Origin of the sequence: Cobetia sp. L2A1 (assembly GCF_009796845.1) — a bacterium.
Taxonomy (GTDB): Bacteria; Pseudomonadota; Gammaproteobacteria; order Pseudomonadales; family Halomonadaceae; genus Cobetia.
In genome coordinates this window covers 1,685,548-1,708,228 of record NZ_CP047025.1, presented here as the reverse complement: position 1 = coordinate 1,708,228, position 22,681 = coordinate 1,685,548, and the positions used below count along the sequence as shown (strand labels likewise).

20 protein-coding genes are annotated in these 22,681 nt (G+C 58.9%); 13 read left to right on the top strand and 7 right to left on the bottom strand.

Going from position 1 to position 22,681, the window contains the following annotated elements; genetic code table 11:
- Positions 1 to 198 precede the first annotated feature (198 nt).
- The 6 genes from GQR90_RS07445 to GQR90_RS07420 all read left to right on the top strand — a co-directional run bounded on the left by GQR90_RS07445 (position 199) and on the right by GQR90_RS07420 (position 6,496).
- On the top strand, positions 199 to 999 hold the full coding sequence (locus tag GQR90_RS07445) for a putative hydro-lyase (protein WP_158773544.1): 801 nt from the start codon (positions 199 to 201) through the stop codon (positions 997 to 999).
- 157 nt (positions 1,000 to 1,156) lie between these two features.
- The gene (locus GQR90_RS07440) at positions 1,157 to 2,203 is read left to right on the top strand and encodes a TRAP transporter substrate-binding protein (RefSeq protein ID WP_233266474.1); all 1,047 of its coding nucleotides are present in this window, start codon (positions 1,157 to 1,159) and stop codon (positions 2,201 to 2,203) included.
- 198 nt (positions 2,204 to 2,401) lie between these two features.
- Complete coding sequence (locus tag GQR90_RS07435) at positions 2,402 to 3,007, top strand: TRAP transporter small permease subunit (protein WP_158773542.1); 606 nt, start codon at positions 2,402 to 2,404, stop codon at positions 3,005 to 3,007.
- Entirely contained in the window at positions 3,007 to 4,287 is a 1,281-nt protein-coding gene (locus GQR90_RS07430; RefSeq protein WP_158773541.1) for a TRAP transporter large permease, read from the top strand. Before GQR90_RS07435 ends, GQR90_RS07430 begins: the two co-directional genes overlap by 1 nt.
- 113 nt (positions 4,288 to 4,400) lie before the next feature.
- A complete protein-coding gene (locus GQR90_RS07425; protein ID WP_158773540.1) occupies positions 4,401 to 5,084 on the top strand; it encodes a DUF2848 domain-containing protein in 684 nt (227 codons plus the stop codon).
- Positions 5,081 to 6,496 carry an amidase family protein gene (locus tag GQR90_RS07420; RefSeq protein ID WP_158773539.1) on the top strand — a complete coding sequence of 472 codons (1,416 nt, stop codon included), beginning with the start codon at positions 5,081 to 5,083 and terminating at the stop codon, positions 6,494 to 6,496. The genes GQR90_RS07425 and GQR90_RS07420 overlap by 4 nt, the downstream gene beginning before the upstream one ends.
- Before the next feature lie 183 nt (positions 6,497 to 6,679).
- Here the strand turns inward: GQR90_RS07420 and GQR90_RS07415 are convergent, their stop codons facing one another.
- Together GQR90_RS07415 and GQR90_RS07410 are read right to left on the bottom strand one after the other, a co-directional pair.
- Complete coding sequence (locus tag GQR90_RS07415) at positions 6,680 to 7,660, bottom strand: TAXI family TRAP transporter solute-binding subunit (RefSeq protein WP_158773538.1); 981 nt, start codon at positions 7,658 to 7,660, stop codon at positions 6,680 to 6,682.
- A gap of 73 nt (positions 7,661 to 7,733) precedes the next feature.
- Positions 7,734 to 9,650, bottom strand: coding sequence for a TRAP transporter permease (locus GQR90_RS07410; RefSeq protein WP_158773537.1), 1,917 nt, complete (start codon positions 9,648 to 9,650; stop codon positions 7,734 to 7,736).
- A 431-nt stretch (positions 9,651 to 10,081) separates the two neighbouring features.
- Between GQR90_RS07410 and GQR90_RS07405 the strand changes: the two genes are divergently transcribed.
- Positions 10,082 to 10,573: a GlcG/HbpS family heme-binding protein gene (locus GQR90_RS07405; RefSeq protein ID WP_158773536.1), complete on the top strand. Its 492-nt coding sequence runs from the start codon at positions 10,082 to 10,084 to the stop codon at positions 10,571 to 10,573.
- Between the two features lie 140 nt (positions 10,574 to 10,713).
- Here the strand turns inward: GQR90_RS07405 and GQR90_RS07400 are convergent, their stop codons facing one another.
- From GQR90_RS07400 to GQR90_RS07380, 5 genes are all read right to left on the bottom strand, one after another.
- Positions 10,714 to 11,130 carry an RcnB family protein gene (locus tag GQR90_RS07400; RefSeq protein WP_158773535.1) on the bottom strand — a complete coding sequence of 139 codons (417 nt, stop codon included), beginning with the start codon at positions 11,128 to 11,130 and terminating at the stop codon, positions 10,714 to 10,716.
- A 405-nt stretch (positions 11,131 to 11,535) separates the two neighbouring features.
- Positions 11,536 to 11,994, bottom strand: coding sequence for an RcnB family protein (locus GQR90_RS07395; protein ID WP_158773534.1), 459 nt, complete (start codon positions 11,992 to 11,994; stop codon positions 11,536 to 11,538).
- A gap of 966 nt (positions 11,995 to 12,960) precedes the next feature.
- On the bottom strand, positions 12,961 to 13,377 hold the full coding sequence (locus GQR90_RS07390) for an RcnB family protein (protein ID WP_199269488.1): 417 nt from the start codon (positions 13,375 to 13,377) through the stop codon (positions 12,961 to 12,963).
- A gap of 669 nt (positions 13,378 to 14,046) precedes the next feature.
- The gene (locus GQR90_RS07385) at positions 14,047 to 14,406 is read right to left on the bottom strand and encodes a hypothetical protein (RefSeq protein WP_158773533.1); all 360 of its coding nucleotides are present in this window, start codon (positions 14,404 to 14,406) and stop codon (positions 14,047 to 14,049) included.
- A gap of 300 nt (positions 14,407 to 14,706) precedes the next feature.
- A complete protein-coding gene (locus GQR90_RS07380) occupies positions 14,707 to 15,000 on the bottom strand; it encodes a hypothetical protein (RefSeq protein ID WP_158773532.1) in 294 nt (97 codons plus the stop codon).
- Positions 15,001 to 15,430: 430 nt separating this feature from the next.
- Here GQR90_RS07380 and purU point away from each other — a divergent pair, with 430 nt between their 5' ends.
- Genes purU through GQR90_RS07350 form a run of 6 tightly spaced genes read left to right on the top strand, consistent with a single transcriptional unit; the run spans position 15,431 to position 22,592 of the window.
- Complete coding sequence (gene purU, locus GQR90_RS07375) at positions 15,431 to 16,309, top strand: formyltetrahydrofolate deformylase (protein WP_158773531.1); 879 nt, start codon at positions 15,431 to 15,433, stop codon at positions 16,307 to 16,309.
- Between the two features lie 39 nt (positions 16,310 to 16,348).
- A complete protein-coding gene (gene folD / locus GQR90_RS07370; protein ID WP_158773530.1) occupies positions 16,349 to 17,314 on the top strand; it encodes a bifunctional methylenetetrahydrofolate dehydrogenase/methenyltetrahydrofolate cyclohydrolase FolD in 966 nt (321 codons plus the stop codon).
- Positions 17,315 to 17,354: 40 nt separating this feature from the next.
- Positions 17,355 to 18,596 (top strand): FAD-dependent oxidoreductase, encoded by a 1,242-nt coding sequence (locus GQR90_RS07365; protein ID WP_158773529.1) that lies wholly within the window; start codon positions 17,355 to 17,357, stop codon positions 18,594 to 18,596.
- 33 nt (positions 18,597 to 18,629) lie between these two features.
- Complete coding sequence (locus GQR90_RS07360; RefSeq protein WP_158773528.1) at positions 18,630 to 18,941, top strand: sarcosine oxidase subunit delta; 312 nt, start codon at positions 18,630 to 18,632, stop codon at positions 18,939 to 18,941.
- Positions 18,938 to 21,895 carry a 2Fe-2S iron-sulfur cluster-binding protein gene (locus GQR90_RS17780; RefSeq protein ID WP_199269487.1) on the top strand — a complete coding sequence of 986 codons (2,958 nt, stop codon included), beginning with the start codon at positions 18,938 to 18,940 and terminating at the stop codon, positions 21,893 to 21,895. The genes GQR90_RS07360 and GQR90_RS17780 overlap by 4 nt, the downstream gene beginning before the upstream one ends.
- Before the next feature lies 1 nt (position 21,896).
- Positions 21,897 to 22,592: a sarcosine oxidase gene (locus GQR90_RS07350; RefSeq protein WP_199269486.1), complete on the top strand. Its 696-nt coding sequence runs from the start codon at positions 21,897 to 21,899 to the stop codon at positions 22,590 to 22,592.
- Positions 22,593 to 22,681: the final 89 nt, after the last annotated feature.

Below are 22,681 nucleotides of genomic sequence, written 5' to 3'. Positions count from 1 at the left end.
TTTTCTCGTCACTGCGCTGTACCCCCTCCTGACCAGCCAGACCGCTGGGTGACGTATGCCAACCACACCACACCCCATTCACGCACAGCATGAAAGGAATTTCCGATGAGTTGACTCGATAAAAATCGATTGGATTTATCTGAGCTCGCTTCGTATGGTGAAGGCAGACAACAATAACTTCACAAGAAGCTCTCCACGATGCCCCAGACACTCCTCAGTGCCGCGTCGTCGCCCAGCGAGGCACGCGAGCAGATCCGCAGCGGTCAATGGGCCAGCCACACCAGCGGCATCGCTGCAGGCTACGCCCAGACGAACCTCATCATCCTGCCAGCAGAAGCTGCCAGTGACTTCCTGCAATTCTGTCAGGCCAACCCCAAGGCCTGCCCGTTGCTGGATGTCACCGCCGTCGGCTCCCCCGTGCCGTCTGGACTGGGTGAGAACATCGACTTGCGTCACGATCTGCCCGCCTATCACCTCTACCGTCACGGCAAGCTTGAGGAAACTCGCACGGATATCGCCGCTCTCTGGCAGGACGATTTCGTGGCGTTTTCCATCGGTTGCTCCTTCTCGTTTGAAGAAGCACTGCTCAATGAAGGGGTCGAGGTTCGCCACGCGCGCCTGAAGCGCAATGTGCCCATGTATCGCACCAATATTCCGCTCGTCAGTGCCGGACGCTTCCACGGCAAACTGGTGGTCTCACTGCGCCCGATGTCGGCGACTCATGCCATTCGTGCGATTCAGATCACCACCGACATGCCTCGCGTTCACGGCGCCCCCGTCCATCTGGGCGACCCCGCCTTGATCGGCATTGCCGATATCAACGCCCCTGACTTTGGCGATGCGCCTACGCTTGAGACAGGTGACATGCCGGTGTTCTGGGCCTGTGGTGTCACGCCTCAGCTGGCGTTGGAAAATGCTCGCCTTCCCTTGGCGATCGCACACAGCCCGGGCCACATGCTGATTACCGATATTCCCAACCATCGACTCAAATACGGATGACAGCCAGCGGGAGCCACGGATTCACTCCGCACTCCTCAAGCACGATGTAGCGCAGGGACGCACCGCACAAGACTGGTCAGGGAAAGACAGACTTCGCAACACGGAACCGACAGCCTTTTTCGACAACACCAGATGCACAACAACAATGGTGACTCACATGAAGACACGTTTTGCCCTCTCCGCCCTCGGCCTGGCACTGGCCGCCGCCGGTAGCGCCAACGCTGCCGACTCCCTCAACGTCGTGGGAAGCTGGAGCAGTCTGGAGCTGAATCGCCAGTTCGAGAAGCCTTTCTGGAGCGAGACACTGCCCGCTGCCAGCAACGGCGAGCTCAGCACCCAGGTGACCACCTTCGATCAGATGGGCATTCCCGGCTCCGACGTCTATCGCTATCTGGGCGATGGCGTGTTCGATGTCGGCATGACCGTCGCGGATTACACCGTTTCCGATGCACCGGAACTCGAGGGTCTGGATCTGCCGATGATGGCGCCGACAGCGGATGAAGCACAGAAGGTGGCTGAAGCCTTCCTGCCCCTGGCAGAAACCACCATGAACAAGCGCTTCAACAGCCACGTGCTGGCCATCGTGCCGTATCCGGCTCAGGTGCTGTTCTGCAATACCCCGATCGAAGGGCTTGATGACCTGAAGGACAAGAAGGTACGCGCCAGCGGTCGCTCCACGGGTGAGTTCATCGAAGCACTGGGCGCCCAGAGCCTCAACATCGCCTTCAACGAGGTGCCCGGCTCACTGGAGCGTGGCGTGATCGATTGTGCCGTCACCGGCTCGCTCTCCGGCTACAGCGCCGGTTGGCATGAAGTGTCCAGCCATCTGATGCCGCTGCCGCTGGGGGGATGGGACTACGTGATCACCGCCATCAATCTGGACAAGTGGAAGAGCCTCTCCGCCGAGACCCAGACACTGATGCAACAGCAGGTGGATACCGAGTTCACCGCGCCGGTGTGGGAAAACGCACGCGGCGAGACGGAGCGCGGCGTGGCCTGTCTGACCGGCCAGGGCGAATGCCCGCTGGGAGAAAGTGCCGACATGACGCTGGTCAACTTCAGCGATGACGATGCCAAACGGGCACGCGCTGCACTGGAAGACAGTGTGCTGCCGGCCTGGGCGGCTCGCGTGGATGCCGAGACTCGCACGGCGTGGAACGAGAGCGTTGGCAAGGTCGTCGGCCTGACCGCCACCGCCGAGTGATCCGTCAGCGCATCAATGGGATGCCTCGCCATCCTGCTCCCACTGCAACGTCGCGGTGAGGTGGGAGCCATTGATGCGCCAGGTGGCGATGACGCACCTTGTCGCTTTGCCGCGCATATCGCTTGTTCCTGTGCGCGGTTCAAGCACTTCAGCCCTACGCTCGTGCAGCACGCGCAGCGCTCCAGCAGGACCCGACTCATGACTTCCTTCGTTCATGCCCTCGATGTCGTCGTGTCAGTGACACGCGCGATATCCCGCCATGCCGCCCGCCTGATGGGGCTACTGCTCCTGGCGGTGGTGGTCTTCATTGGCGCAGAAATCCTGATGCGTCAGCTCTTCAATCACCCGCTCCCTGGCGTCCATGAATATGCCGGCTACGTGCTGGCCATGCTCTCGGCGTGGGGGCTCTCCCATACCCTGATGGAGCGCGCGCATATCCGCATCGATGTCGTGCACGGCAAACTGCCCGCGCTGTCACGTCATACGCTCGACATCATCGCGATGCTGGCCCTGAACCTGGTGGCCTGGGTCATTCTCGTCAATGCCTGGCCGGTACTCGACAAGTCCCTGAGCAATGGCTCAACGGCGAATACCCCGCTGGCAACGCCACTGTGGATTCCGCAACTGCTGTGGCTAGCTGGTTATGCCTGGTTCGCGATCACCACCAGCGTGCTGGGCTTGCGTGTGCTGGTCGCCGCCTGCCTGCGGGATACCACGACGCTGCAAACCCTGGCAGGTCCCGATCACGGAGAAAGCGAAGGGGCCCTGGCCCAGGCTACCTCCACTTCACAGGAGTCCCGCTGATGTTGGGTTTTCTCTCGGTAGGTATCCTCACCCTGTTGCTGGCCGGCATTCCTGTCGCGGTCACGCTCTTTCTGCTCGCCTTCGGGATCGATCAGTTCTATTCCTTCTTCCCACTGACCAAGGCACTCGGCCAGAACCTGTGGTCGGCCGCGGATTCCTTTCTGCTGATCGCGATTCCGCTGTTCGTGCTGATGGGCGAAATCATCGTGCGTGCCGGTATCGCCGAGAAGGCGTATCGCGCGATGGACCACTGGCTGTCATGGCTGCCGGGCGGTCTTCTGCATGCCAACATCACTACCTCGGCGCTGTTCTCGGCGACCTCGGGTTCCTCGGTCGCGACAGCGGCGACGGTCTCGACCGTGGCACTGCCGCAGGGCAAGAAGCTCGGCTACGACCCCAAGCTGTTCTGCGGCAGCATCGCCGCGGGCGGCACCCTCGGCATCCTGATCCCACCGTCGATCAACCTGATCGTCTATGGCTTCCTGACTGAGACCTCCATCCCGAAGCTGTTCATGGCCGGTCTGGTACCGGGCCTTGGCCTGGCGGCGCTGTTCATGCTGGCCTCACTGTTGCTGTGCGTCTGGAAGCCGTCACTGGGCGGCCCGCGCAAAAGTGCAAGCTGGAGCACCCGCCTCAAGAGCCTGTCATTCCTGCTGCCCTTGCTGGTGCTGTTCATCGTCATCGTCGGCTCCATCTATCTGGGCTGGGCGACTCCGACCGAAGCCGCAGCCATTGGCGTGCTGGCCTCCCTCGGACTTGCCGCCATCAACCGCTCACTGAACCTGTCGATGATCAGTCGCGCACTGGACGGCACGGTCAAGACCACCTCGATGATCCTCTTCATCATCATGGCGGCTTCCTTCCTCAACTTTGCGCTGGCGTCCTCCGGCATGGTCCAGCAGATCACTGGTCTGCTTGAGACCTATGACCTGGGGCCCTTCGCGCTGCTGATGGCGGTCATCACCCTGTTCATCGTGCTCGGCTTCTTCATCGAGACGCTGTCGCTGATGGTCATCACCATCCCCATCGTCACGCCGCTGATCGCCGCGGCCGGTTACGACAAGGTGTGGTTCGGCATCGTGATGATCCTCTTCGTTGAGCTGGCACTGATCACTCCGCCGGTCGGCCTGAACCTCTATATCGTGCAGGCCTCACGGCGTGGCGAAGCCTTCTCGGACGTCATCATCGGCACCCTGCCGTATCTGGGCGCGATGCTGGTGATGGCAGCCCTTCTGGTGGCCTTCCCGCAGATCGCGCTGTGGCTGCCATCGGCACTGTAAATCCGCTTTTGCCTGGCCCCTGCTGCCAAGCCAGCAAGGGCCATTGACGCAACACCATTCATTCAAGAATTTTTCAAAGAACATCGACCCCCCCCGATAACGGAGCGACACCTATGCTGACCTTTACCCATGACAACGGCGAATTCACCCTTGATATCCAGCGCGTCGCGATTGCCGGCTGGGCTGGCCGCGACCAGGCGGGCGTGCAGCACCATATCGACGAGCTCAAGCTGCTGGGCGTGTCACCGCCCTCCCAGACCCCGCTGTTCTACCGCGTGTCACGCGAGACACTGACCCAATCCACTCAGGTCGCCATGCTCGGTGGCGAAGGCTCCGGTGAAGTCGAGACCTGCCTGGTCAGCGATGCCGATGGCACCCTGTGGGTGACGATCGCCTCGGATCATACCGATCGCAAGCTGGAAGCCGTTGGCGTCGCCGAATCCAAGCAGCTATGCGCCAAGCCGATCGCCCGCCACGCCTGGAAGCTCAGTGAAGTCATTGATCACTGGGACAGCCTTGTGATCGAGAGCGAAATCGAAGATGCCGGCAAGACCGTGCGTTATCAGCAAGGCACCCTTGCCGAGCTGCTGCCGGTCGCGACGCTGATGGAGCGCCTGCCCGCCGCCATTGCCAAGGACGGCAGCCTGGCCCCCAACAGCGTACTGCTGTGCGGCACCGTGCCGGCGATTGGTGGCATTCGTCCCAGCCCGAGCTTTACCATGCGTCTGATCGACCCGCAGACGGGTCGTCGTATCGAGCACCGTTACGAGGTGGAAGAACTTGAGGTGGTGGCATGAGTGATGAAGGTCTGAGCGACAAGAGCTTGAAGATCGAGAACGCACGTGAATTCTGGGCGCGCTCGCCCCGCCAGCGTACGTTGACGCAGCTGCTGGATGCCTATCAGACAGGCAGTTTCGGCCCCGAGCAGACTGCCACAGTGCTTGCCGAGCGCCATCAGGCCCTGGGCGAGGCTGCAAGCCACAGCGTGATCACGCGTGATGATATTGCCATGAGCGAGCAAGCATCAGCCCAGCAGCAGCTTCAGGTCGCAGCGACGTCCTTGCCGTTGAGTGGTGTGCCAGTCTCGATCAAGGATCTCTTCGATGAGCGCGGCATGACGACACTCGCCGGCTCTCGTGCGCTGTCGCAAAGCGCACCTGCCCATCAGGATGCCTCAGCGCTGACTCGCTTGAAGGCTGCCGGCATCCTGCATGCCGGTCGCACCAGCATGAGTGAATTCGCGTTCTCCGGACTCGGCCTGAATCCGCATGTCGGCACGCCGCCCAATCCGTTTGACGGCGAGCGTATCACTGGCGGTTCCACCTCCGGTGGCGCGGCCTCTGTCGCCTTCGGGCTGGCAGCCGCGACTCTGGGCAGCGATACCGGCGGGTCATTGCGCATCCCGGCAGCTTTCTGTGGCCTGACGGGCTTCAAGCCATCCCAGTCAAGCGTGCCGGGAGACGGCGCCTTCCCACTGTCACCCAGCCTTGACTGCGTCGGCCCCATCGCCCCCAGCGTCGCCTGCTGCCGCAGTCTGTGGGAAGTCTTGAGCGGTGAGGTCGCTGATCCGACGCCACTTGCCCGCCCGCTGACGCTGCTGGTACCAGAGAGCGAGCTGGTCAGCGAAGTCGATGCCGATGTCGCTGCCGACTTCACCACTCTGCTGGAGCGACTCGAGGCCTGGGGCGTGCGAATTCTGCGTGTGCCGGTCGAGGCCATCGAGGCGGCATACGCCATCAACCAGCGCGGCGGGCTGGTCATTCCTGAAGCAGCCGCCGTGCATCACGAACTGCTGGCAGCACACGAAGCGCAGTATGACCCGCTGATTGCCGAGCGGCTGAATGGTGGCCGTGACATCACCTCCAGCGAATATCTGGCACGTCTGTGGCCTCGCAATGCGATCCAGCAACGCTTTGCGCAACAGGTGCAGGATGTCGATGCGGTATTGATGCCCACCGTCGCCATGCGTGCTCCGCGTCGTGACCTGCTGGAGCAGGACGGCGCGGCCTTCGCGGCGCTCAACAAGCGGGCACTGCGCAACACCAGCGTCTTCAATTATCTGGATGCCAGCTCGATCTCGATTCCCGCACCTGCGCCAGTCGGCAAGGAGCCGATCGGTCTGATGCTGTCACGCCCGCAAGGGCAGGATGTGGCACTGCTGCGCGTCGCTGAGGCACTGGAGCGCCTGATTCACGCAAGCAATCAATGATTCGATAGTGAGTCACTACGCAAACGCCCCTCAGGAGACCCTTGAGGGGCGTTTGCGTTCTGTCTGCTCGGTGCCAAAGAGCACCGGGCCATAGAGGAGCACAGCAAGGCCGAATCATGCTTTTCAGAGCGCTGAGGCAAGTGATGCCTCGGGGTGACATCAATACATGACCTCACTCAGTGATCACTCCTCTGGCCACAGGCCCATCTCCTTGTAGGCCTTGATGGCCCCCGGGTGATACGGCACCTTGCTGTCCCCCACCATTGTCTCGGGATCGAAGCGCTTGAAGACGCCATAAGCATTGGCCAGCGCTGTCTTGTTGGCATGGAGCGTCTTGACGAGCTCGGATACCGTCTCATCATCTACATCAGCGCTGGTCACCAGATAGAAATCCACCTCGATCATGTGGGTGGGATCTTCCACCACTCCCGTGGCATTGTCACTCGGTGACAGTGAAACGATTCTCGCTGAAGGCAGACTCTCGCTCACTGCATCGCGCGCGGCCTGCGAATCATCAAGACTCAGATAGTGCCAGCCCTTGGACATGGTTGCCATGGCCTGCTTGCCTTGGCCCACATTCAGCGTGACAAGTGCGGCATCCACTCGTCCTTCTTCGAGTGCCTCGATGGCCGTGACGAAGTTGGGCGAGGGAACCTTCTGAGTATCATCAATCGTCAGCCCACCCGTCGCCAGTGCGGCATTCGAGTAGTAATGAAAGGTGCGACCCGAGTTGTATCCCGAAGGCAGCCGCTTATCCTTGAGGTCGTCAATCGAGTGGATGTCTGACTCCGTCGCCACTGCAAATGAAGCCTGACTGGCGAGCATGACACCTACCAGTCGCAGCTTGTCATTGGCTCCTCGCGAGAAATTCTCGCTGCCCTGATACGCGAAGAGTGCCTCACTGCCATTGGCGAAACCGAAGGACACCCTCCCTGCATTGATCAGCGGCAAGTAGGTCGATGAGCCGGCATACGGAGAAACGCGATACTGCTTGCCCGACTTGTCGGCCATGACCTTCGACAGGGCCGTACCCATGGAATAGAACAGCGACCCCTGCTGATTGGTCCCCACATTGAGGGTAGCGGCCTGTGCACTGGACAGTATCGCAAGCGACAGCAGTGCCGCCGTGAGAGTTCTCGTGCTGGCCTTGTTAAACGACTTCATGGGCGTGCCTCGTTGTTATTGGAAGACGAGCCTTGCATAAGACCCACTCACCTCAGGCGTGAGGAGAGTGGTGTCATTTCATGCCATCGACCGGCGCTGACAACTGATGGTGAACATCCTTGGCGTGTCGCCGGGTATGCAGCGCGATCAGCGTGAGCAGCAGGATGCCGATCAGTGTCGCGGCCAGTGACAGCCATTCTCCCTGCGGCAAGAGTGCCCATGGCAACAGCGCACCACATCCTGCCAGCACCAGTCCCGCACGTAGCCCCCAGGACAACTTGCGGGAGAAGTAGCCCACCATGGCAACTGAGACAAGATGCACTCCCGCGACGGTCACCAGGCAGACCAGTACGATATTGAGCGGCTCCCCCTGCATGATCAGTTCCGGGGACAGCACGAAGAGCAGTGGCACGACATAGGCCACCCATCCCAGCCGCATGGCTTCCACACCCGTTCGCATTGGACTATCACCCGTGATGGTCGCTGCAGAAAAGGCGGCAAGCGCAATAGGCGGCGTAATCATCGACATCATGCCGAAGTACAGAATGAACATGTGGGCGGCAAGCGGCTCGATACCCGCCTCTATCAGCGCGGGGGCAACCAATGCCGCCAGAAGGACATAGACGCCGGTGGTGGGCATGCCCATCCCCAGCAGAATGCAGACGCCAGCAGAGATCATCAGCAAGAGCCCGAGATTTGCCTCACCCAGATGTACCAGCGCCAGAGTGAGCGCGAAACCGCCCGAGGAGATATTCAACAAGCCGATGACCAGGCCTGCACCTGCCACGATCATGGTCAGCTCCATGACGGCTTTGCCGGTTTGCGGAAAAGCGTCGCAGAGCCCCTTGAAGGTCAGTCGATGGCCCTGATAGCGCCTGACGCTGGCCGTGGCCACGATGGTGACGCAGCCGTACAGGGCGGCCAGTTCCGCGGAGACGTTATGCGCGAACATGGCATACAACAGCACGCCGAAAGGCACGATGAAATGCCAGCCTTCCAGTAGAATGCTGCCCACGGAACGTCCCGACTGCTCCTGAGGGACGATGTCATCACGCGCCGCGATGAGATCCACTTGGATGAAGACAGACAGGTAATACAGCAGCGCAGGAATCAATGCGGCAATCACGACTTCGCTATAGGGAATTTCCAGCGATTGCGCCATCAGAAATGCAGCCGCGCCCATGATGGGGGGCATCAACTGGCCACCGGTTGATGCGATGGCCTCGATCGCTCCCGCCTGTACACCGGAATAGCCGGAGCGCTTCATCAAGGGGATCGTCATCACCCCGGTGGTAACGACGTTGGAGACCGCACTACCCGAGATGGCACCAAAGAGTGCTGACCCCACGATGGAGGTCTTGGCGGCACTGCCGCGGCGCTTGCCCATTGCCGCCAGCGCGATATCAATGAAGAACTCTCCACATCCGGACTTGACCAGCAGATTGCCGAAGAAGATGAAGACGATAACGATCGTGGCAACCACACTCAGAGGGGTGCCCAGGAGCGCATTGGGATCAAAGGCAAGATAGACGGCGATCTCGTTCAAGGTCGAGGTATTGCCGGTCAGAGGTGCAGGCACGCTGTCGCCAAAGACGGAATAGAGAAAGAAGACACCAATGACCCCCAGCAGGATCCATCCCGTCGTGCGACGAATGGCCTCCAGCACCATCAGGACGGCCAGTACACTCAGCCCCTGCATCTCAACAGTCAGATAAGGGAAGTCCAGTTGGAATCGCTGATACTCCAGGCTGATCCACCCGAAAACAGCCAACGTCAAAAGCGCCAGCATCAAGTTTCCCCAACGCTCTACCCTGCGCTGCTCGTGGGGTACCAACAAAAAGACGAGTGCGGTTGCCAACCCCAACAGGAGCGACAACATCTGCAACCGATCGATTTCAAGCCCTAGATAAAGAGGAAGCTGTACGGCCCAGAGGAGACTGAGCAGCGGAATTCCGCTCGCAAGTCCCAAGGCCAATGTGGAGGTTTTCATCATGTCACCTGCAGCGTATTGGATGTTGTTATAGGCCAGTGACTGACGCCATGCAGCGGTGAAACAGGGCAGGCAGCATGGCGGTGGCTCTATGGCACACTCAACATGACCTCTGGCGAATCCCTGGCACTCCAGCACGCATGGCGCAAGACGGTGCATCGAGTCCTGCTTTTCTATGAGGTTCTCGCAATGCCTCCTGTATCGTGATTTTGGTGACAGCGATAAAATCGATTATTTCACTCAATATTTAGCTCAAGCTGTCATAAAGCACAAATTTCCTCGCAAAAAATCCGTTTTGGTGCTTGATTTGATTAAATCGATTTTGTCATTGTATGGCATGAAATAACGCTACGTGCCCTTCTACAGTCGTGTAGATTATCCGTGAGCGGTTTCTCGCCCCATCGCCACGTCAGACAAGAGGTCCTGTCACCATGTCGGATTATTACGTGAAGCACCTGCACGTCACGCTGTCACTGGAGCATGCAAGCACCATCATTGATGCTGCGCTGCGCTGCGGGCGCACGCAAAAGCTCTTGCCACTGGCGGTGGCCGTTCTGGATGCCGGGGGCCATCTGGTAGCATTCCAGCGGGAAGATGGTTGCGGGATCATGCGGGGGGATATCGCGACCGGCAAGGCATGGGGGGCACTGGGCATGGGGGTTTCCAGTCGTACCATTCGCGATCGACTCGCAGAGCGCATCGCCTTCCAGTCAGCCCTGGCCAATGTCTCTCAGGGCAAATTCGTGCCAGTACCTGGTGGCGTGCTCATCTGTACCGCCGACAATACGGTCATCGGTGCGGTGGGCATCAGTGGTGATGCCTCCGACAAGGACGAGTATTGCGCAATTGAAGCCGTCAAGGCAGCCGGCCATACGCCACATCCGCAGCATGCTGCCGAGGGCTGGAAAGACGCTGGGTTATGAGCCCATGCGGTTTTCAACCAGCACAAACGACAAGAGGGCCGCGATTGCGGCCCTCTTGTCGTTTCAGGTATTGATGATAAGTACGATACCAGCAGTGGGGTCATGGTTCAGCGAGCATTGCCGCCCGCGCTGATCACGACTTAGCGGTTCAGAATGATGGCAGTGATGGCGCCACCTGCCACGGCTGCCAGCACATAGCGTCCGTCAATGTTCAGCCAGCGATGTCCACGCGGCGGCTTGGACAGATGGTGACCATGCCAATCACTCACCCAGTAGCGCTTGTTGGCATAGTAATCACGTGGGACGTGGTCTCCACGTTGCCAATGGTGAGAGCGACTGGACTGTTCACGACGCCTCTGCTCATGATGCTTCTGTTGCTGGCGTTGATGCTTCTGTTGCTGGCGTTGATGCTTCTGCTGTTTTTGCTGGTGCTTGCGGTCCTGTTGATGGTGGCCGCGATCTCCTCGGTCATCTCGATCATGGGGTCCTGCCTGAGCCAAAGGGGTAGTCATCAGGGCAAAGATCATCGTTAGAACGGTCAGTGTGCGATGTCGCATGTCTGGCCTCCTCGTCGTGCCCGGCGATACTTCATGCTCCGGGGGTTAAGAAACAGCGTTACCTAACCCTACCTATAAAAACCAGATCGCGCAAATTAGCAGCAACTTAACCACACATTCCTCGTAAATAGCTGCTTTTGTCGCCATTTTACCACCACATGTCGCACATGACATACAGACAGAAAACCAGCAGTCGCTCCCAATATGGCAACGCCTGTAGCGTGATGTGGCCATTGGATAAACCTCAGGTGCAACCAATCCGTCGCTGAAAAATGACACCTTAAATCAGTAATCAGTGAGTTAATTGAGTCGTCATGTACTCAAGAAAAATGACGCCTGGTGATAACATTGCGATATGAAAAAGCCGCCTCGCGAAGGAGGCGGCTTTTTCACACCGAGAAGGCGTCACTGACTCAACACGATCTCGTCGATGACACGCGTCTTGATATCCATCAACACATAACCACTCTTGACCTGCAGCCAGCGCTTGTCCTGCTCAGGACTGGAAAGATGATGTTGTTGCCAGTCGGTGATCCAGTGCTTCTCATCCGCGGCATACTCTGGAGGAACTTGCCCACCGCGTTGCCAGAGATTCGAGGTTGTCTCTGCTTGTGGCGAGTCCTTCGCCACCTCGGGCTCACCCTTCTGCTCCTCCTTGAGCTGTACCTTTTGCTGAATCTGCTTCAACTCCTGCATCTGTTGGCGCTGAACGCGCTCCGCCTTCGCTTGCCCTTCGAGAGCTTCGTGCTTCTTCTTGAGATGTTGCTCGCTACTCTTGCCGTCATCCGATGAGTCAGCATGCACGATGACAGGACCCATCAATGCAAACGCCAAGGTCAGAACGGCAAATGATCGCTTCGCCATGTGTGGCCTCCTCGACAGATACAGTACTTTTATGACGCGCTGAGACATGCTCAGACAACCATGATTTACGCCAGGAAGCACGGCCTCCAGTTCTGCTTTATTTCTGCCCCTAGCATATCGCGTCAGCAGCGCAATTTGCGGTTGGATAACTCGGAATATGGCTGTTTTTCGGCAGACTGCCAGTCACTTCACGCCAGATATCACCTGCCTGGACACGTTTGGCCTGACGCGAACTGAGCGAGGCCAGTACTTTCTGTCGCTGATGTATTGAGTTTCCGATACCGATCAGATGCCGAAGCGGCCCTGTGGCACGATCAGCTCTGCTACCTGCAGTGCATAGTGCTCGCAGAAGTTGGTGGAGAAGACGAAGGCCGGAGCGCCGATGCCCAGCGCTTCTACCTGTGCCGATAGCGGTTGGCTGTGATCAATGATGTGATGTGCGCCCAGCGACTTGACCCACGCTTGAGTTTCGGGACGTGGCGATGATGGCCAGGTCGGTCAGTGCACGCAGCATCTGAAGAGTAATGGAGCCTACACCGCCGGTGATCGGGATGGCATGCGTGGCGCGTGGCGCCAGGCACCGGTTCGTGGACCCACAGACGTTCGAATAGCATCTCGAAGCCGGTCAGCGGTAGTGCGGCAGCCTCGTGAACCGCGACGGTCTTCGGGACATGCTCGGCGATACGCGCATCGACCAGGTGGAATTCGCTGTTGGTGCCAGCACGCGTAATGTCACCGGCATACCAAACCTTGTCGCCTGCGACGAAGGAGATTATAGATGCGTCTGTCGTTAATGCAGGTGTCGCCACTCTTCATGCCAACATCCCTGTCACTGGCTGACGATACGTCATCACACTGTCAGCCAGGCGCAGATCATGAAACATGAAGCACTGGATACTGGACACGAAAAAGCCGCCTTTCTGATGAGGCGGCTTTTCTTTTTTCAGCCCAGGGAACACGGCATCATCAATGCCCGAGGATGATGGACGTGATGACTCCGCTGGCAATGGCAGTCAATACATAGCGGCCATCAACATGCAGCCATCGATGTCCATGCGGTGGACGGGAAAGACGATGCCCACGCCAGTCATTGACCCAATAACGCGTATTGGCGTAATAGCTGCGAGGCACATGTCCTCCTCGTCTCCAGCCATGGGATGATGAAGCGGAATGACGACGCTGCTGTACATGACGTCGATCATCACGGCGATTCAATTGACGGTGCTGTCGTTGCTGCTGGTGTTGATATTTCTGACGTTTGTGATGCTGCTGGCTGTGTCCACGGTCATCACGTGCATCACGACCATGTGATGCCGCTTGAGCCAATGCAGGGACCATCAGTGTGATGATCAGGGTTAGAACGGTCAGTGTGCGAGATCGCATGCCTGGCCTCCTCGATGTACTCGACCTGTTGCGCGCCGAACGTTGGGGCACAGCGACAATCATCTGTGCAGGGGAACGACTGATGCGCATGGAGACTTCACTCACCACCCTCCATGAGGGCACCTGTCAGGCAATGGTGCGGCGTCAGTGGCACTTCCCTTCCCTACCCATCCCTGTGTGTTGTCAGAAGTTTCCACTGCCCACCGGCTTGCTCATGACAAGAGATACGATGCCGGAGCTCGGACAGATGCCTTCTGGTGTCAAAAATACGGCTTTTCACACGCCCGAACTGTGCGAGCATTCAACCTGAACCAAGTTGATTTGGAAAAATGACCAACGCTGCTGGATAACATCGCCCTGTTTCTGCACATCGTCGAAAAAAGGCAGCCCGAGCAGCCACTGTGCCTTCGCCGCTACAGTTACTGTTTCCACCCACGCGTAACCGCGCCGTGTTCAGGCCTTTGCCCAGCACCTGTCTGAGCATCTCATCGAAGAATCCATGATCAACCGCTGTGAAGCTCAGTATCTTCCTCGACGCTATTACCCGGGGGATCGAGCACACACTTCCTCAAAATCGCAAAAACCCCCGCAAGCCACTGGCTTGCGGGGGTTTTTGTATGACACAGCGTTATTGCACGCTGGTCACAGCGAGGTGATCAGAATCGCTGATCAGTGCTCATTTTTCATGATATCAGCATAGCTCTTCTTCTGATATCGGGACTTGGTATCGCTGACCTTGCTGCTTGTCTGGCTCTTCTGATCCGTCATCTTGGAAGAAGCCTGGGTCGCCTTGGACTGGGCGTTGTCCTTGCCAGTGTTGTAGCTGGACTTGGCATTGTCCTTGGACTGGGTGTACTGAGACTTGGCACTGTCCTTGCCAGTGTTATAGCTGGACTTGGCATTGTCCTTGGACTGGGTGTACTGAGATTTGGCGTTGTCTTTTGCCGCATCACCGTAGGAATTTGCCATGGCTACTGAAGAACCCGCCATACCCACAACCATCAATGCTGCCACTGTAAGCTTACGCATCGTGTCTTCCTTTTGGTGTCTTGCCTGAAATTTCATGCCCAAAGGATCAAGTATCACTTCGGTTAGCATAAGCAAACACTAACTGCTTGATATTCCAGCTAGCAAGCAGACAGTCACGGGATGACGATTTATTGCATCTTGGTCTTTAGTTGTATGTATATACCGACAGCAACTGTCTGTGACTTATTGATGAGGCCTGCAATCGGGTATGCATGAGCATGAGAAATCCCCCATGAAAAAACCCGCCAGCCGATGGGGCTGACGGGTTCCTTGCACCAATCAAGACGCGCTACATGCTGATCACTTCTTGTACTTGTCTTCGTATGCGGACTTGGTGGACTTGGCGCTGCTCACCTTGTTGCTGGCATTGGACTTGGTATCGCTTGCCTTGCTGCTGGCACTGGACTTGGCACTGCTGACCTTGCTGGTAGCAGCGTCCTTCTTGGTGTTGGCAGAAGTCTTGGCGCTATCCTTGCTCTGCGTGTACTGAGTCTTGGCATCGTCTTTCTTGGCATCCAGGTATGAGTTGGCCATCGCCATGGAAGAACCAGCCATACCCACTACCATCAACGCTGCCATTGTCATCTTGCGCATCATGTCTTTCCTTATACAGCCATGCGAAACGTCGCATGGTAAATGTGGCGCAGTCTGATGGCATCTCTCAAGACACCCCCACCAGACCTTTCGTGAGCACACACTAACGGCAAGATATTTCGTACGGCAAGCCAGCCACCCTGTGTTGACGAATTCTTGCATCTTGGTCTTTCGTTGTATGAATTTGACGACATGACCTCTGCCAAGTACCTAGCATTAATTTGCCAGTGAAAACTATCCTTCATAAAAATCCAGAAACCTTGCTCGGCCTCGCGAACGCTATTGACCAGCAAGGCCAAAAATACTCTTATTCACTTAAGAAACATTTGCGTGATTCATCGACCATAAAATCGCCAACATCAGTCACCCGAAAAATAATTGATTGATATGTGAACAAAAACACCTTTCGGCTTACTCAGGAGCCCCATCAATGCCCCACGCGACCTGCTCATCAGAAAATCACTACATCCTCACCATCAGCTGCCCTGCCACCTCGGGAATCGTCGCAGCCATCACGACATTGCTGAGTTCGCATGAGTGCTATATCAGCGAGCTGGCTCAGTACGATGATGAAGATCAAGGACAGTTCTTCCTGCGCGCACGCTTCCGCTTCAATGAAGGGATCAAAGGCGATATCGAGCAGGTGCGACTGGCCTTCGAGGATGTCGCGGCGCCCTTCAAGATGCAATGGCAGATCCTGGGGGCGCGCGACAAGATGCCAGTACTGATCATGGTCTCGAAATTTGATCACTGTCTTGATGACTTGCTCTATCACTACCGCAAGGGCGAGCTGAACATGCAGATCACCGCTGTCGTCTCCAATCATCTTGACCTGCGCCCGATGGTGGAGCGTGAAGGCATCCGCTTCGTCTATCTGCCGATCACCAAGGAGACCAAGACACGCCAGGAAGCTGCCTTGATGGAGATTGTCGAGGAAACCGATACTCAGCTGGTCGTGCTCGCGCGTTACATGCAGATTCTCTCTGACGAATTGAGCCGAAAGCTGTCAGGGCGCGCCATCAACATCCATCACTCCTTCCTGCCTGGCTTCAAGGGTGCCAAGCCCTACCACCAAGCCCACGCGCGCGGTGTGAAACTGATCGGTGCGACGGCACACTATGTCACTGCGGATCTGGATGAAGGGCCGATCATTGATCAAGCCGTGCAGCGAGTCGAGCACAACTTCGCCCCGGATGACCTGGTCGCTGCCGGGCGCAATACCGAAACCGAAGCGCTCACCAATGCCGTTCGCTACCACATCGAGCATCGTGTCTTCCTCGCTAATGACCGCACCGTGATTTTCAAATAACACGGACAGCAGTCCATTCACACCAGGGAGGCTCCCCACATGAACACCCCGACCGCCACTGCGACGACGACGCTGGTTACTGCCCCTTCCTCAGAGGCCGTCAATCCGCCAAGGGCACACTTGATCGATGGCAAGGCCGCTTCAACGCGTTTGCTGGAAGAGGTCACGGCAGGTGTCGCTGAACTCGCTACACGCGGCGTCACGCCAGGCCTGGCCGTCGTGTTGATCGGTGAAGACCCCGCCAGTCAGGTCTACGTACGCAACAAGCTGAAGCGGACCGTCGAGTGCGGGATGCATTCTTTCGAGCATCGTCTGACTGACGACACGAGCGAGGCCGAGTTGCTGGCACTGGTCGCCTCCCTCAATGCAGACCCGGCAGTCCACGGCATCCTGGTCCAGCTTCCGCTCCCCGAGCACATTCAGGAAGATGCCGTTCTGGAAGCGATTGACCCTCGCAAGGATGTGGATGGCTTTCATCGCATGAACGTCGGGGCACTCATCCAGGGTGCTGATGCACTGGCTCCATGCACCCCGACCGGTTGCATGCGGTTGCTGCGCGATACCTTCGTGGAGCAAGGGGGTGACCTCTCCGGTCTGCATGCGGTGGTCATCGGGCGCTCCAATATCGTCGGCAAGCCGATGGCCAGTCTGCTGCTCGCGGCCAATTGCTCCGTGACCCAGCTGCATTCACGCAGCCGCAATCCGGCTGAGCTATGCCGTCAGGCCGACATCGTGGTCGCGGCCGTCGGCCGTCCGAACATGATCACTGCCGAGTGGATCAAGCCGGGTGCCGTGGTCATCGATGTCGGCATCAACCGCATCGAGCAGTCAGCCGAGGACAGTCCGACTGGACAAGCCCGTACGCGGCTGGTCGGTGATGTGGACTTCACATCCGTGGCCTCAGTCGCCAGTGCCATCACTCCCGTGCCCGGTGGCGTGGGACCGATGACCATAGCCTGCCTGCTGGCCAACACTCTGACTGCTGCCCTGCGCCAGTCGTCCTGAAGAATTCATGGAGCGGAGTACTCCGCCCCGGGAGCTATTGATGCCCTTTTCTCTGCTCAAGTACGGCCTGTCTTCCGACTACCCCGTCGACGTCGATCTGCCTGCACCCAAGGAGCTGAAATCCAGCTACGACGTGGTCATCATCGGCGGCGGCGGACACGGCCTGGCCACGGCGTATTATCTGGCCAAATATCACAACATCACCAATGTGGCAGTACTGGAAAAGGCCTACCTGGGAGGCGGGAATACCGCACGCAATACGGCGGTGATCCGCTCCAACTATCTGACACCAGAAGGCGTGCGCTTCTATAGCGAATCCGTGCGCATGTTCCAGAGCCTTTCCAACGAATTCGACTACAACATCATGTACTCGGAGCGCGGCCAGCTGACGCTTGCTCACACCGATGCCACCGTACGCGCCTTCCGCCAACGCGCTGAGGTCAATACGCACTTCGGGGGGCGTACCGAGATGCTGGATCGCCAGCAGATCCGCGAGCTGGTGCCCTCATTGAACATGGACCCCGGCCATCTACCGGTGATGGCGGGCCTATGGCACAAGGACGGCGCCACCGCCCGCCATGACGCCGTGGCTTGGGGGTACGCCAAGGAAGCCGCCAAACGCGGTGTCGAGATCCATCAGCTGACCGAGGTACAGGACCTCGTCATTGAAGGCGGCAAGGTACGGGCGGTCAAGACCAATCGCGGCACGATTCAGTGTGGGTGCGTGGTACAGGCGGTAGCCGGACACAGCTCGATACTCGCCAAGAAGGCGGGCTTCACGATGCCCATCATCAGCTACCCCTTGCAGGCCATGGTCACTCAGCCCTTCAAGCCCTTCCTCGACCCTCTCGTCAGCTCCTCAGCGCTGCACTGCTATGTGCAACAGACCAGTCGAGGCGAGGTGGTGTTTGGCGGCGGTTCTGATCCCTATCCACTTTACAACACTCGCTCGACGCTGGACCTCAAGGAAAGCCTGATCGGGGCCGCGCTTGAGATGTTCCCCTTCCTGTCTCAGGCGCGACTGATGCGCCAGTGGGCAGGCACGACCGACATGACACCAGACTACAGTCCGATCATGGGCCTGAGCCCGGTCGAGAATTATTACCTGGATGCAGGCTGGGGCACCTGGGGCTTCAAGGCTACGCCGATCTGCGGCAAGACGATGGCCGAGTTGGTGGCATCAGGCGGCAAGACGCCAGACCTGATCGCCCCCTTTGCGCTGGAGCGCTTCGCGCGCTTCCGCCAAGTCAACGAAATGGGCGCGACCGCCGCCAGCCACTGATGCCTGTTGCTTGAAGGCCAAGGATACCCCGCGATGAAAATCATGCCCTGCCCGCTGAATGGGCCACGCAACATCAGTGAATTCGTGTATGGCGGTGAACTCACCGAGATGCCCGACCCGGACACTACCAGTGATCGTGAGTGGGCCGACTATGTCTTCTTCAGTGACAACACGGCCGGTGTCGTCATCGAATGGTGGATGCACGCAGCTTCCAGCTACTGGTTCATTGCTGAACGCCATACCGTCACTGACGAGATTCTGCGTACCTATGACCCGTCAGAACGCTTTACGCAGCGAATCGACTTCCCGATGAATCACTCTGACACCGTGGGAGACCGCACATGAACGCTCCGCTTTCCGTCACTACTGCCGCGCGCCTTCCGGCTCCCATGGGTAGCCTGATCCAGCATGACACTCCGGTCTCCTTCAGCTTCGATGGCGTGAGCTATCAGGGCGTCGCTGGCGATACCATCGCCAGCGCCCTGGCAGCCAATGGCCGTTGGCTGCTGTCGCGCTCCTTCAAGTACCACCGTCCGCGCGGCGCGCTGACCTTCGCCGGCCAGGATGCCAACACGCTGGTGCAATTGCCGGATGAGCCCAATGTGCTGGGCGATGAACGCCAGATCACAAGCGGCCTGACCGTCACGGCCCAGAACGTCAATGGCACCCTGGACAATGACCGCGACATGCGACTGGGCAAGCTTTCCAAATTCATGCCGGTCGGCTTCTACTACCGCTCTTTCTACAAGCCCAAGGGCGTCTGGAAGTACTGGGAGCCGCTGATTCGCCGCAAGGCGGGGCTGGGCACGCTCAATCTGGACGTGCGCCCTGACTATCATGACAAGGCCTATCTGTTTCACGATGTCGTGGTGGTAGGCGCAGGCCCAGCCGGCATGGCCGCTGCACTGACTGCCGCTGACGGTGGTGCGAGCGTACTGTTGGTCGAACAAGGTCGCCTGCTGGGCGGTGCATTGACCTATGCGCGCTTTGACGCCGCAGGCCTGGCGGCCGATCAGGCACTGCAGATCCTGAACGATGCCGTCACGGCGCATGCCCGCATCGACGTCATGACCGAAGCAACCTGCAACGCCTGGTTCACTGACAACTATCTTCCCGTGATTCGCGGCAAGCGCCTGTACAAGGTGCGCGCCAAGGAATGCATTCTCGCCAGTGGCGCCTTCGATCAGCCGGTGGTGTTTCGCAACAACGATCTACCGGGCATCATGCTCGCCAGTGCTGCTCAGCGCCTGATGCGTCACTACGGCGTCCGCCCGGGCCAGCGTGGTGTCGTCATCACCGGCAGTGACGACGGCTATCTCGCCGCGCTGGACCTGATGGAGCAAGGCGTTAACATCGTCGCCCTGCTCGACATGCGCGCCCTGCCTGATGATGCCACACTCGCCACGACGGTGACTCAGGCAGGCATCACCCTCAAACTTGAACACGCCATCTTCGAGGCACGGGCGGAAAAATCCCTCCATCACGTCACGGGTGTCGACATTCGCCGCATCGTCGCGCGCGGCGAGCTGGCCACTGAGGGCGAAGTGATCGACTGTGACCTGGTGTGCATGACGGCTGGCTACATGCCGGTCTATCAGCTGGCCTGTCAGGCCGGTGCCAAGCTCTCTTATCTGGATGATGACGCACGCTTCAGCCTGAGTGGCCTGCCGGCGCACCTGCATATCGCAGGCTCTGCCAACGGGCTCTATCATCTCGATGACGTGATGGCCGATGGCAAGCGTGCTGCACAGATTGCGATCGCGGGGCTCAACGGCACTGCAGCTGACATCGCTCCCGTCAGCGCCTCGTGTGCCTTCCGCCAATACGGCTGGCCGCTGTTCGCGCATCCAAAAGGCAAGGAATTCGTTGATCTCGACGAAGATCTGCAGATTCGCGACATCATCAATGCCACGCGCCACGGCTATCGCGATATTCAGCTGGTCAAGCGCTTCTCCACGCTGGGCATGGGGCCGTCACAGGGCCGACACTCTGCGCTACCGGCGGCTCGTCTGGTGGCAGAAGCTACCCAGCGTACGGTCAGCGAGACCGGCGTGACCACGGCGCGTCCGCCCTTCGTGGCCGAATCATTGTCCCTGCTGGCTGGTCGCGGTTTCGATCCGTACCGTCAGACGCCCATGCACCAGCGCCATCTGGCACTGGGTGCCAGCATGATGCCGGCAGGTCATTGGGCACGTCCGGCCTTCTATGGCCGCCCCGAAGATCGCAACGCATCGATGCAGGCTGAAGCGCTAGCCGTGCGCACTGGCGTGGGCCTGATCGACGTCTCGACACTGGGCGGAATCGAGCTGCGCGGCCCGGACGCCGCCGAACTTCTCAACCGCATTTACACCTTCGCCTTCCTCAAGCAGCCGGTGGGCCGAACGCGTTATGCCACCATGGCCAGCGAGCAAGGCGTGATCATCGACGATGGCGTGTCATGCCGTCTCGGCGAAGCACATTTCTATGTCACCGCCACCACCAGCGGTGTGGACCGTGTCTATCAGCAGATGCTGAAGTGGAATGCCCAGTGGCGACTCGATGTCGACATCACCAATGTCACTGCGGCTTACTGTGCCGTGAATCTGGCCGGCCCCAAGGCCCGCGAGGTGCTGAGCAAGGTATGCGACGATATCGATATCAGCCCTGAAGGCTTCCCCTATCTTGAGCTGCGCAGCGGACACGTCGGGAGTATTCCGGCACGCCTGCTGCGCGTTGGCTTCGTCGGCGAGCTGGGTTATGAGATCCACGTACCGAGTCGCTTCGGTGAAGCGCTGTGGGACCTCTTGATGGCAGCAGGCAAGGAAGCGGGCATCCGTCCCTTCGGCGTCGAGGCGCAGCGTCTGCTGCGCCTGGAAAAAGGCCATATCATCGTGGGTCAGGATACCGATGGCATGAGCCATCCTGGTGAGATTGGCCTGGAATGGGCCGTCAGCGCCAAGAAACCGTTCTGCATCGGACGTCGTGCGATCGACATTCTCGCGGCACAGCCGCAGACCCGCAAACTGGTCGGTTTCCGCCTGCCCAAGGACAGCCCGCAGCCGCTGGAAGGCCATCTGGTGTTGACGGGCGGCGAACAGAGCGCCGATGCCGCCAAGCCCGGCGGTGACATCACCGGCAACGTGACGTCGTGTGAATACTCCTCGACACTGAATGCCATCATTGGCTTGGCTTACGTCGGCACTGACGTGTCAGCGCCGGGCAGTCGTATCACGATTCGCACCAGTGGTGATGTATTGGTAGAGGCCGAAGTGGTCAAACTCCCTTTCTATGATGCGCCCGCCGCTCGCCAGGAGATGTGACATGACAACCACGATCAATATGCCGATGGCCGATGTGACCAAAGCACTCGCGCGCTGCCCTCTGCCCGCCAGCCTGACGCAACCGGAACCGTCGCGACTGACGACCGAGCAGCCCTCAAACGATATCGGGCGCTGCATCCTGGCAGATCTCAGCGCTCTGGCCCGCGCCGGCATTCGTGGGCGCGACGCGACAGATTTTCTCGCCGCGCTGAACTGGCAGGCCCCCATGTTGCCCAATACGGCCGTGGCACAGCAGGATGGCAGCTGGTTGGTGCGCCTGTCCGTAGGTGAATTCCTGCAACTCTCTCCCACGATGAGTGACGACCAAGGTGCCGGTGATCTGCCACTGATCGAGCAAGCGGATATCGCGCTGGCCGACGGACAACGTGTCCACTCGTTGCCACGTCGCGATTCCCACGCCTGGTTCAGCGTGAAAGGCACTACAGTACCAGCGCTGATGGCCAAGCTATGTGGGGTGGATCTGCGCAGTGAAGCCTTCCCCCCGGGTAGCGTTGCGCAGACGTCGGTGGCACGGACCAATACCATCGTCGTCAACGTGGGAAGTCTCGAGTGCCCCTGCTTCCACCTGCTTTTTGACATCGCCTCCAGCCACTACATGTGGGGAGTGTTGATCGATGCCATGCAGGAATATCAGGGCCAGAAAGTGACAGCCACCACCCTGCTGCTGCCTCACTGAGCCCTAGCGCTTGCCGCCCATCGAATCAGCTATCCCCCCCTCACGCCGGTACGGCGTGAGGGGGTAGCGTTTGTAACAACTGCCTTCCG

What these genes read in the sequence shown, in the direction of transcription:
- GQR90_RS07445 (WP_158773544.1), top strand. Translation starts at nt 199, where the DNA reads ATGCCCCAGACACTCCTCAGTGCCGCGTCGTCGCCCAGCGAGGCACGC.
- GQR90_RS07440 (WP_233266474.1), top strand. Translation starts at nt 1,157, where the DNA reads ATGAAGACACGTTTTGCCCTCTCCGCCCTCGGCCTGGCACTGGCCGCC.
- GQR90_RS07435 (WP_158773542.1), top strand. Translation starts at nt 2,402, where the DNA reads ATGACTTCCTTCGTTCATGCCCTCGATGTCGTCGTGTCAGTGACACGC.
- GQR90_RS07430 (WP_158773541.1), top strand. Translation starts at nt 3,007, where the DNA reads ATGTTGGGTTTTCTCTCGGTAGGTATCCTCACCCTGTTGCTGGCCGGC.
- GQR90_RS07425 (WP_158773540.1), top strand. Translation starts at nt 4,401, where the DNA reads ATGCTGACCTTTACCCATGACAACGGCGAATTCACCCTTGATATCCAG.
- GQR90_RS07420 (WP_158773539.1), top strand. Translation starts at nt 5,081, where the DNA reads ATGAGTGATGAAGGTCTGAGCGACAAGAGCTTGAAGATCGAGAACGCA.
- GQR90_RS07415 (WP_158773538.1), bottom strand. Translation starts at nt 7,660, where the DNA reads ATGAAGTCGTTTAACAAGGCCAGCACGAGAACTCTCACGGCGGCACTG.
- GQR90_RS07410 (WP_158773537.1), bottom strand. Translation starts at nt 9,650, where the DNA reads ATGAAAACCTCCACATTGGCCTTGGGACTTGCGAGCGGAATTCCGCTG.
- GQR90_RS07405 (WP_158773536.1), top strand. Translation starts at nt 10,082, where the DNA reads ATGTCGGATTATTACGTGAAGCACCTGCACGTCACGCTGTCACTGGAG.
- GQR90_RS07400 (WP_158773535.1), bottom strand. Translation starts at nt 11,130, where the DNA reads ATGCGACATCGCACACTGACCGTTCTAACGATGATCTTTGCCCTGATG.
- GQR90_RS07395 (WP_158773534.1), bottom strand. Translation starts at nt 11,994, where the DNA reads ATGGCGAAGCGATCATTTGCCGTTCTGACCTTGGCGTTTGCATTGATG.
- GQR90_RS07390 (WP_199269488.1), bottom strand. Translation starts at nt 13,377, where the DNA reads ATGCGATCTCGCACACTGACCGTTCTAACCCTGATCATCACACTGATG.
- GQR90_RS07385 (WP_158773533.1), bottom strand. Translation starts at nt 14,406, where the DNA reads ATGCGTAAGCTTACAGTGGCAGCATTGATGGTTGTGGGTATGGCGGGT.
- GQR90_RS07380 (WP_158773532.1), bottom strand. Translation starts at nt 15,000, where the DNA reads ATGCGCAAGATGACAATGGCAGCGTTGATGGTAGTGGGTATGGCTGGT.
- purU (WP_158773531.1), top strand. Translation starts at nt 15,431, where the DNA reads ATGCCCCACGCGACCTGCTCATCAGAAAATCACTACATCCTCACCATC.
- folD (WP_158773530.1), top strand. Translation starts at nt 16,349, where the DNA reads ATGAACACCCCGACCGCCACTGCGACGACGACGCTGGTTACTGCCCCT.
- GQR90_RS07365 (WP_158773529.1), top strand. Translation starts at nt 17,355, where the DNA reads ATGCCCTTTTCTCTGCTCAAGTACGGCCTGTCTTCCGACTACCCCGTC.
- GQR90_RS07360 (WP_158773528.1), top strand. Translation starts at nt 18,630, where the DNA reads ATGAAAATCATGCCCTGCCCGCTGAATGGGCCACGCAACATCAGTGAA.
- GQR90_RS17780 (WP_199269487.1), top strand. Translation starts at nt 18,938, where the DNA reads ATGAACGCTCCGCTTTCCGTCACTACTGCCGCGCGCCTTCCGGCTCCC.
- GQR90_RS07350 (WP_199269486.1), top strand. Translation starts at nt 21,897, where the DNA reads ATGACAACCACGATCAATATGCCGATGGCCGATGTGACCAAAGCACTC.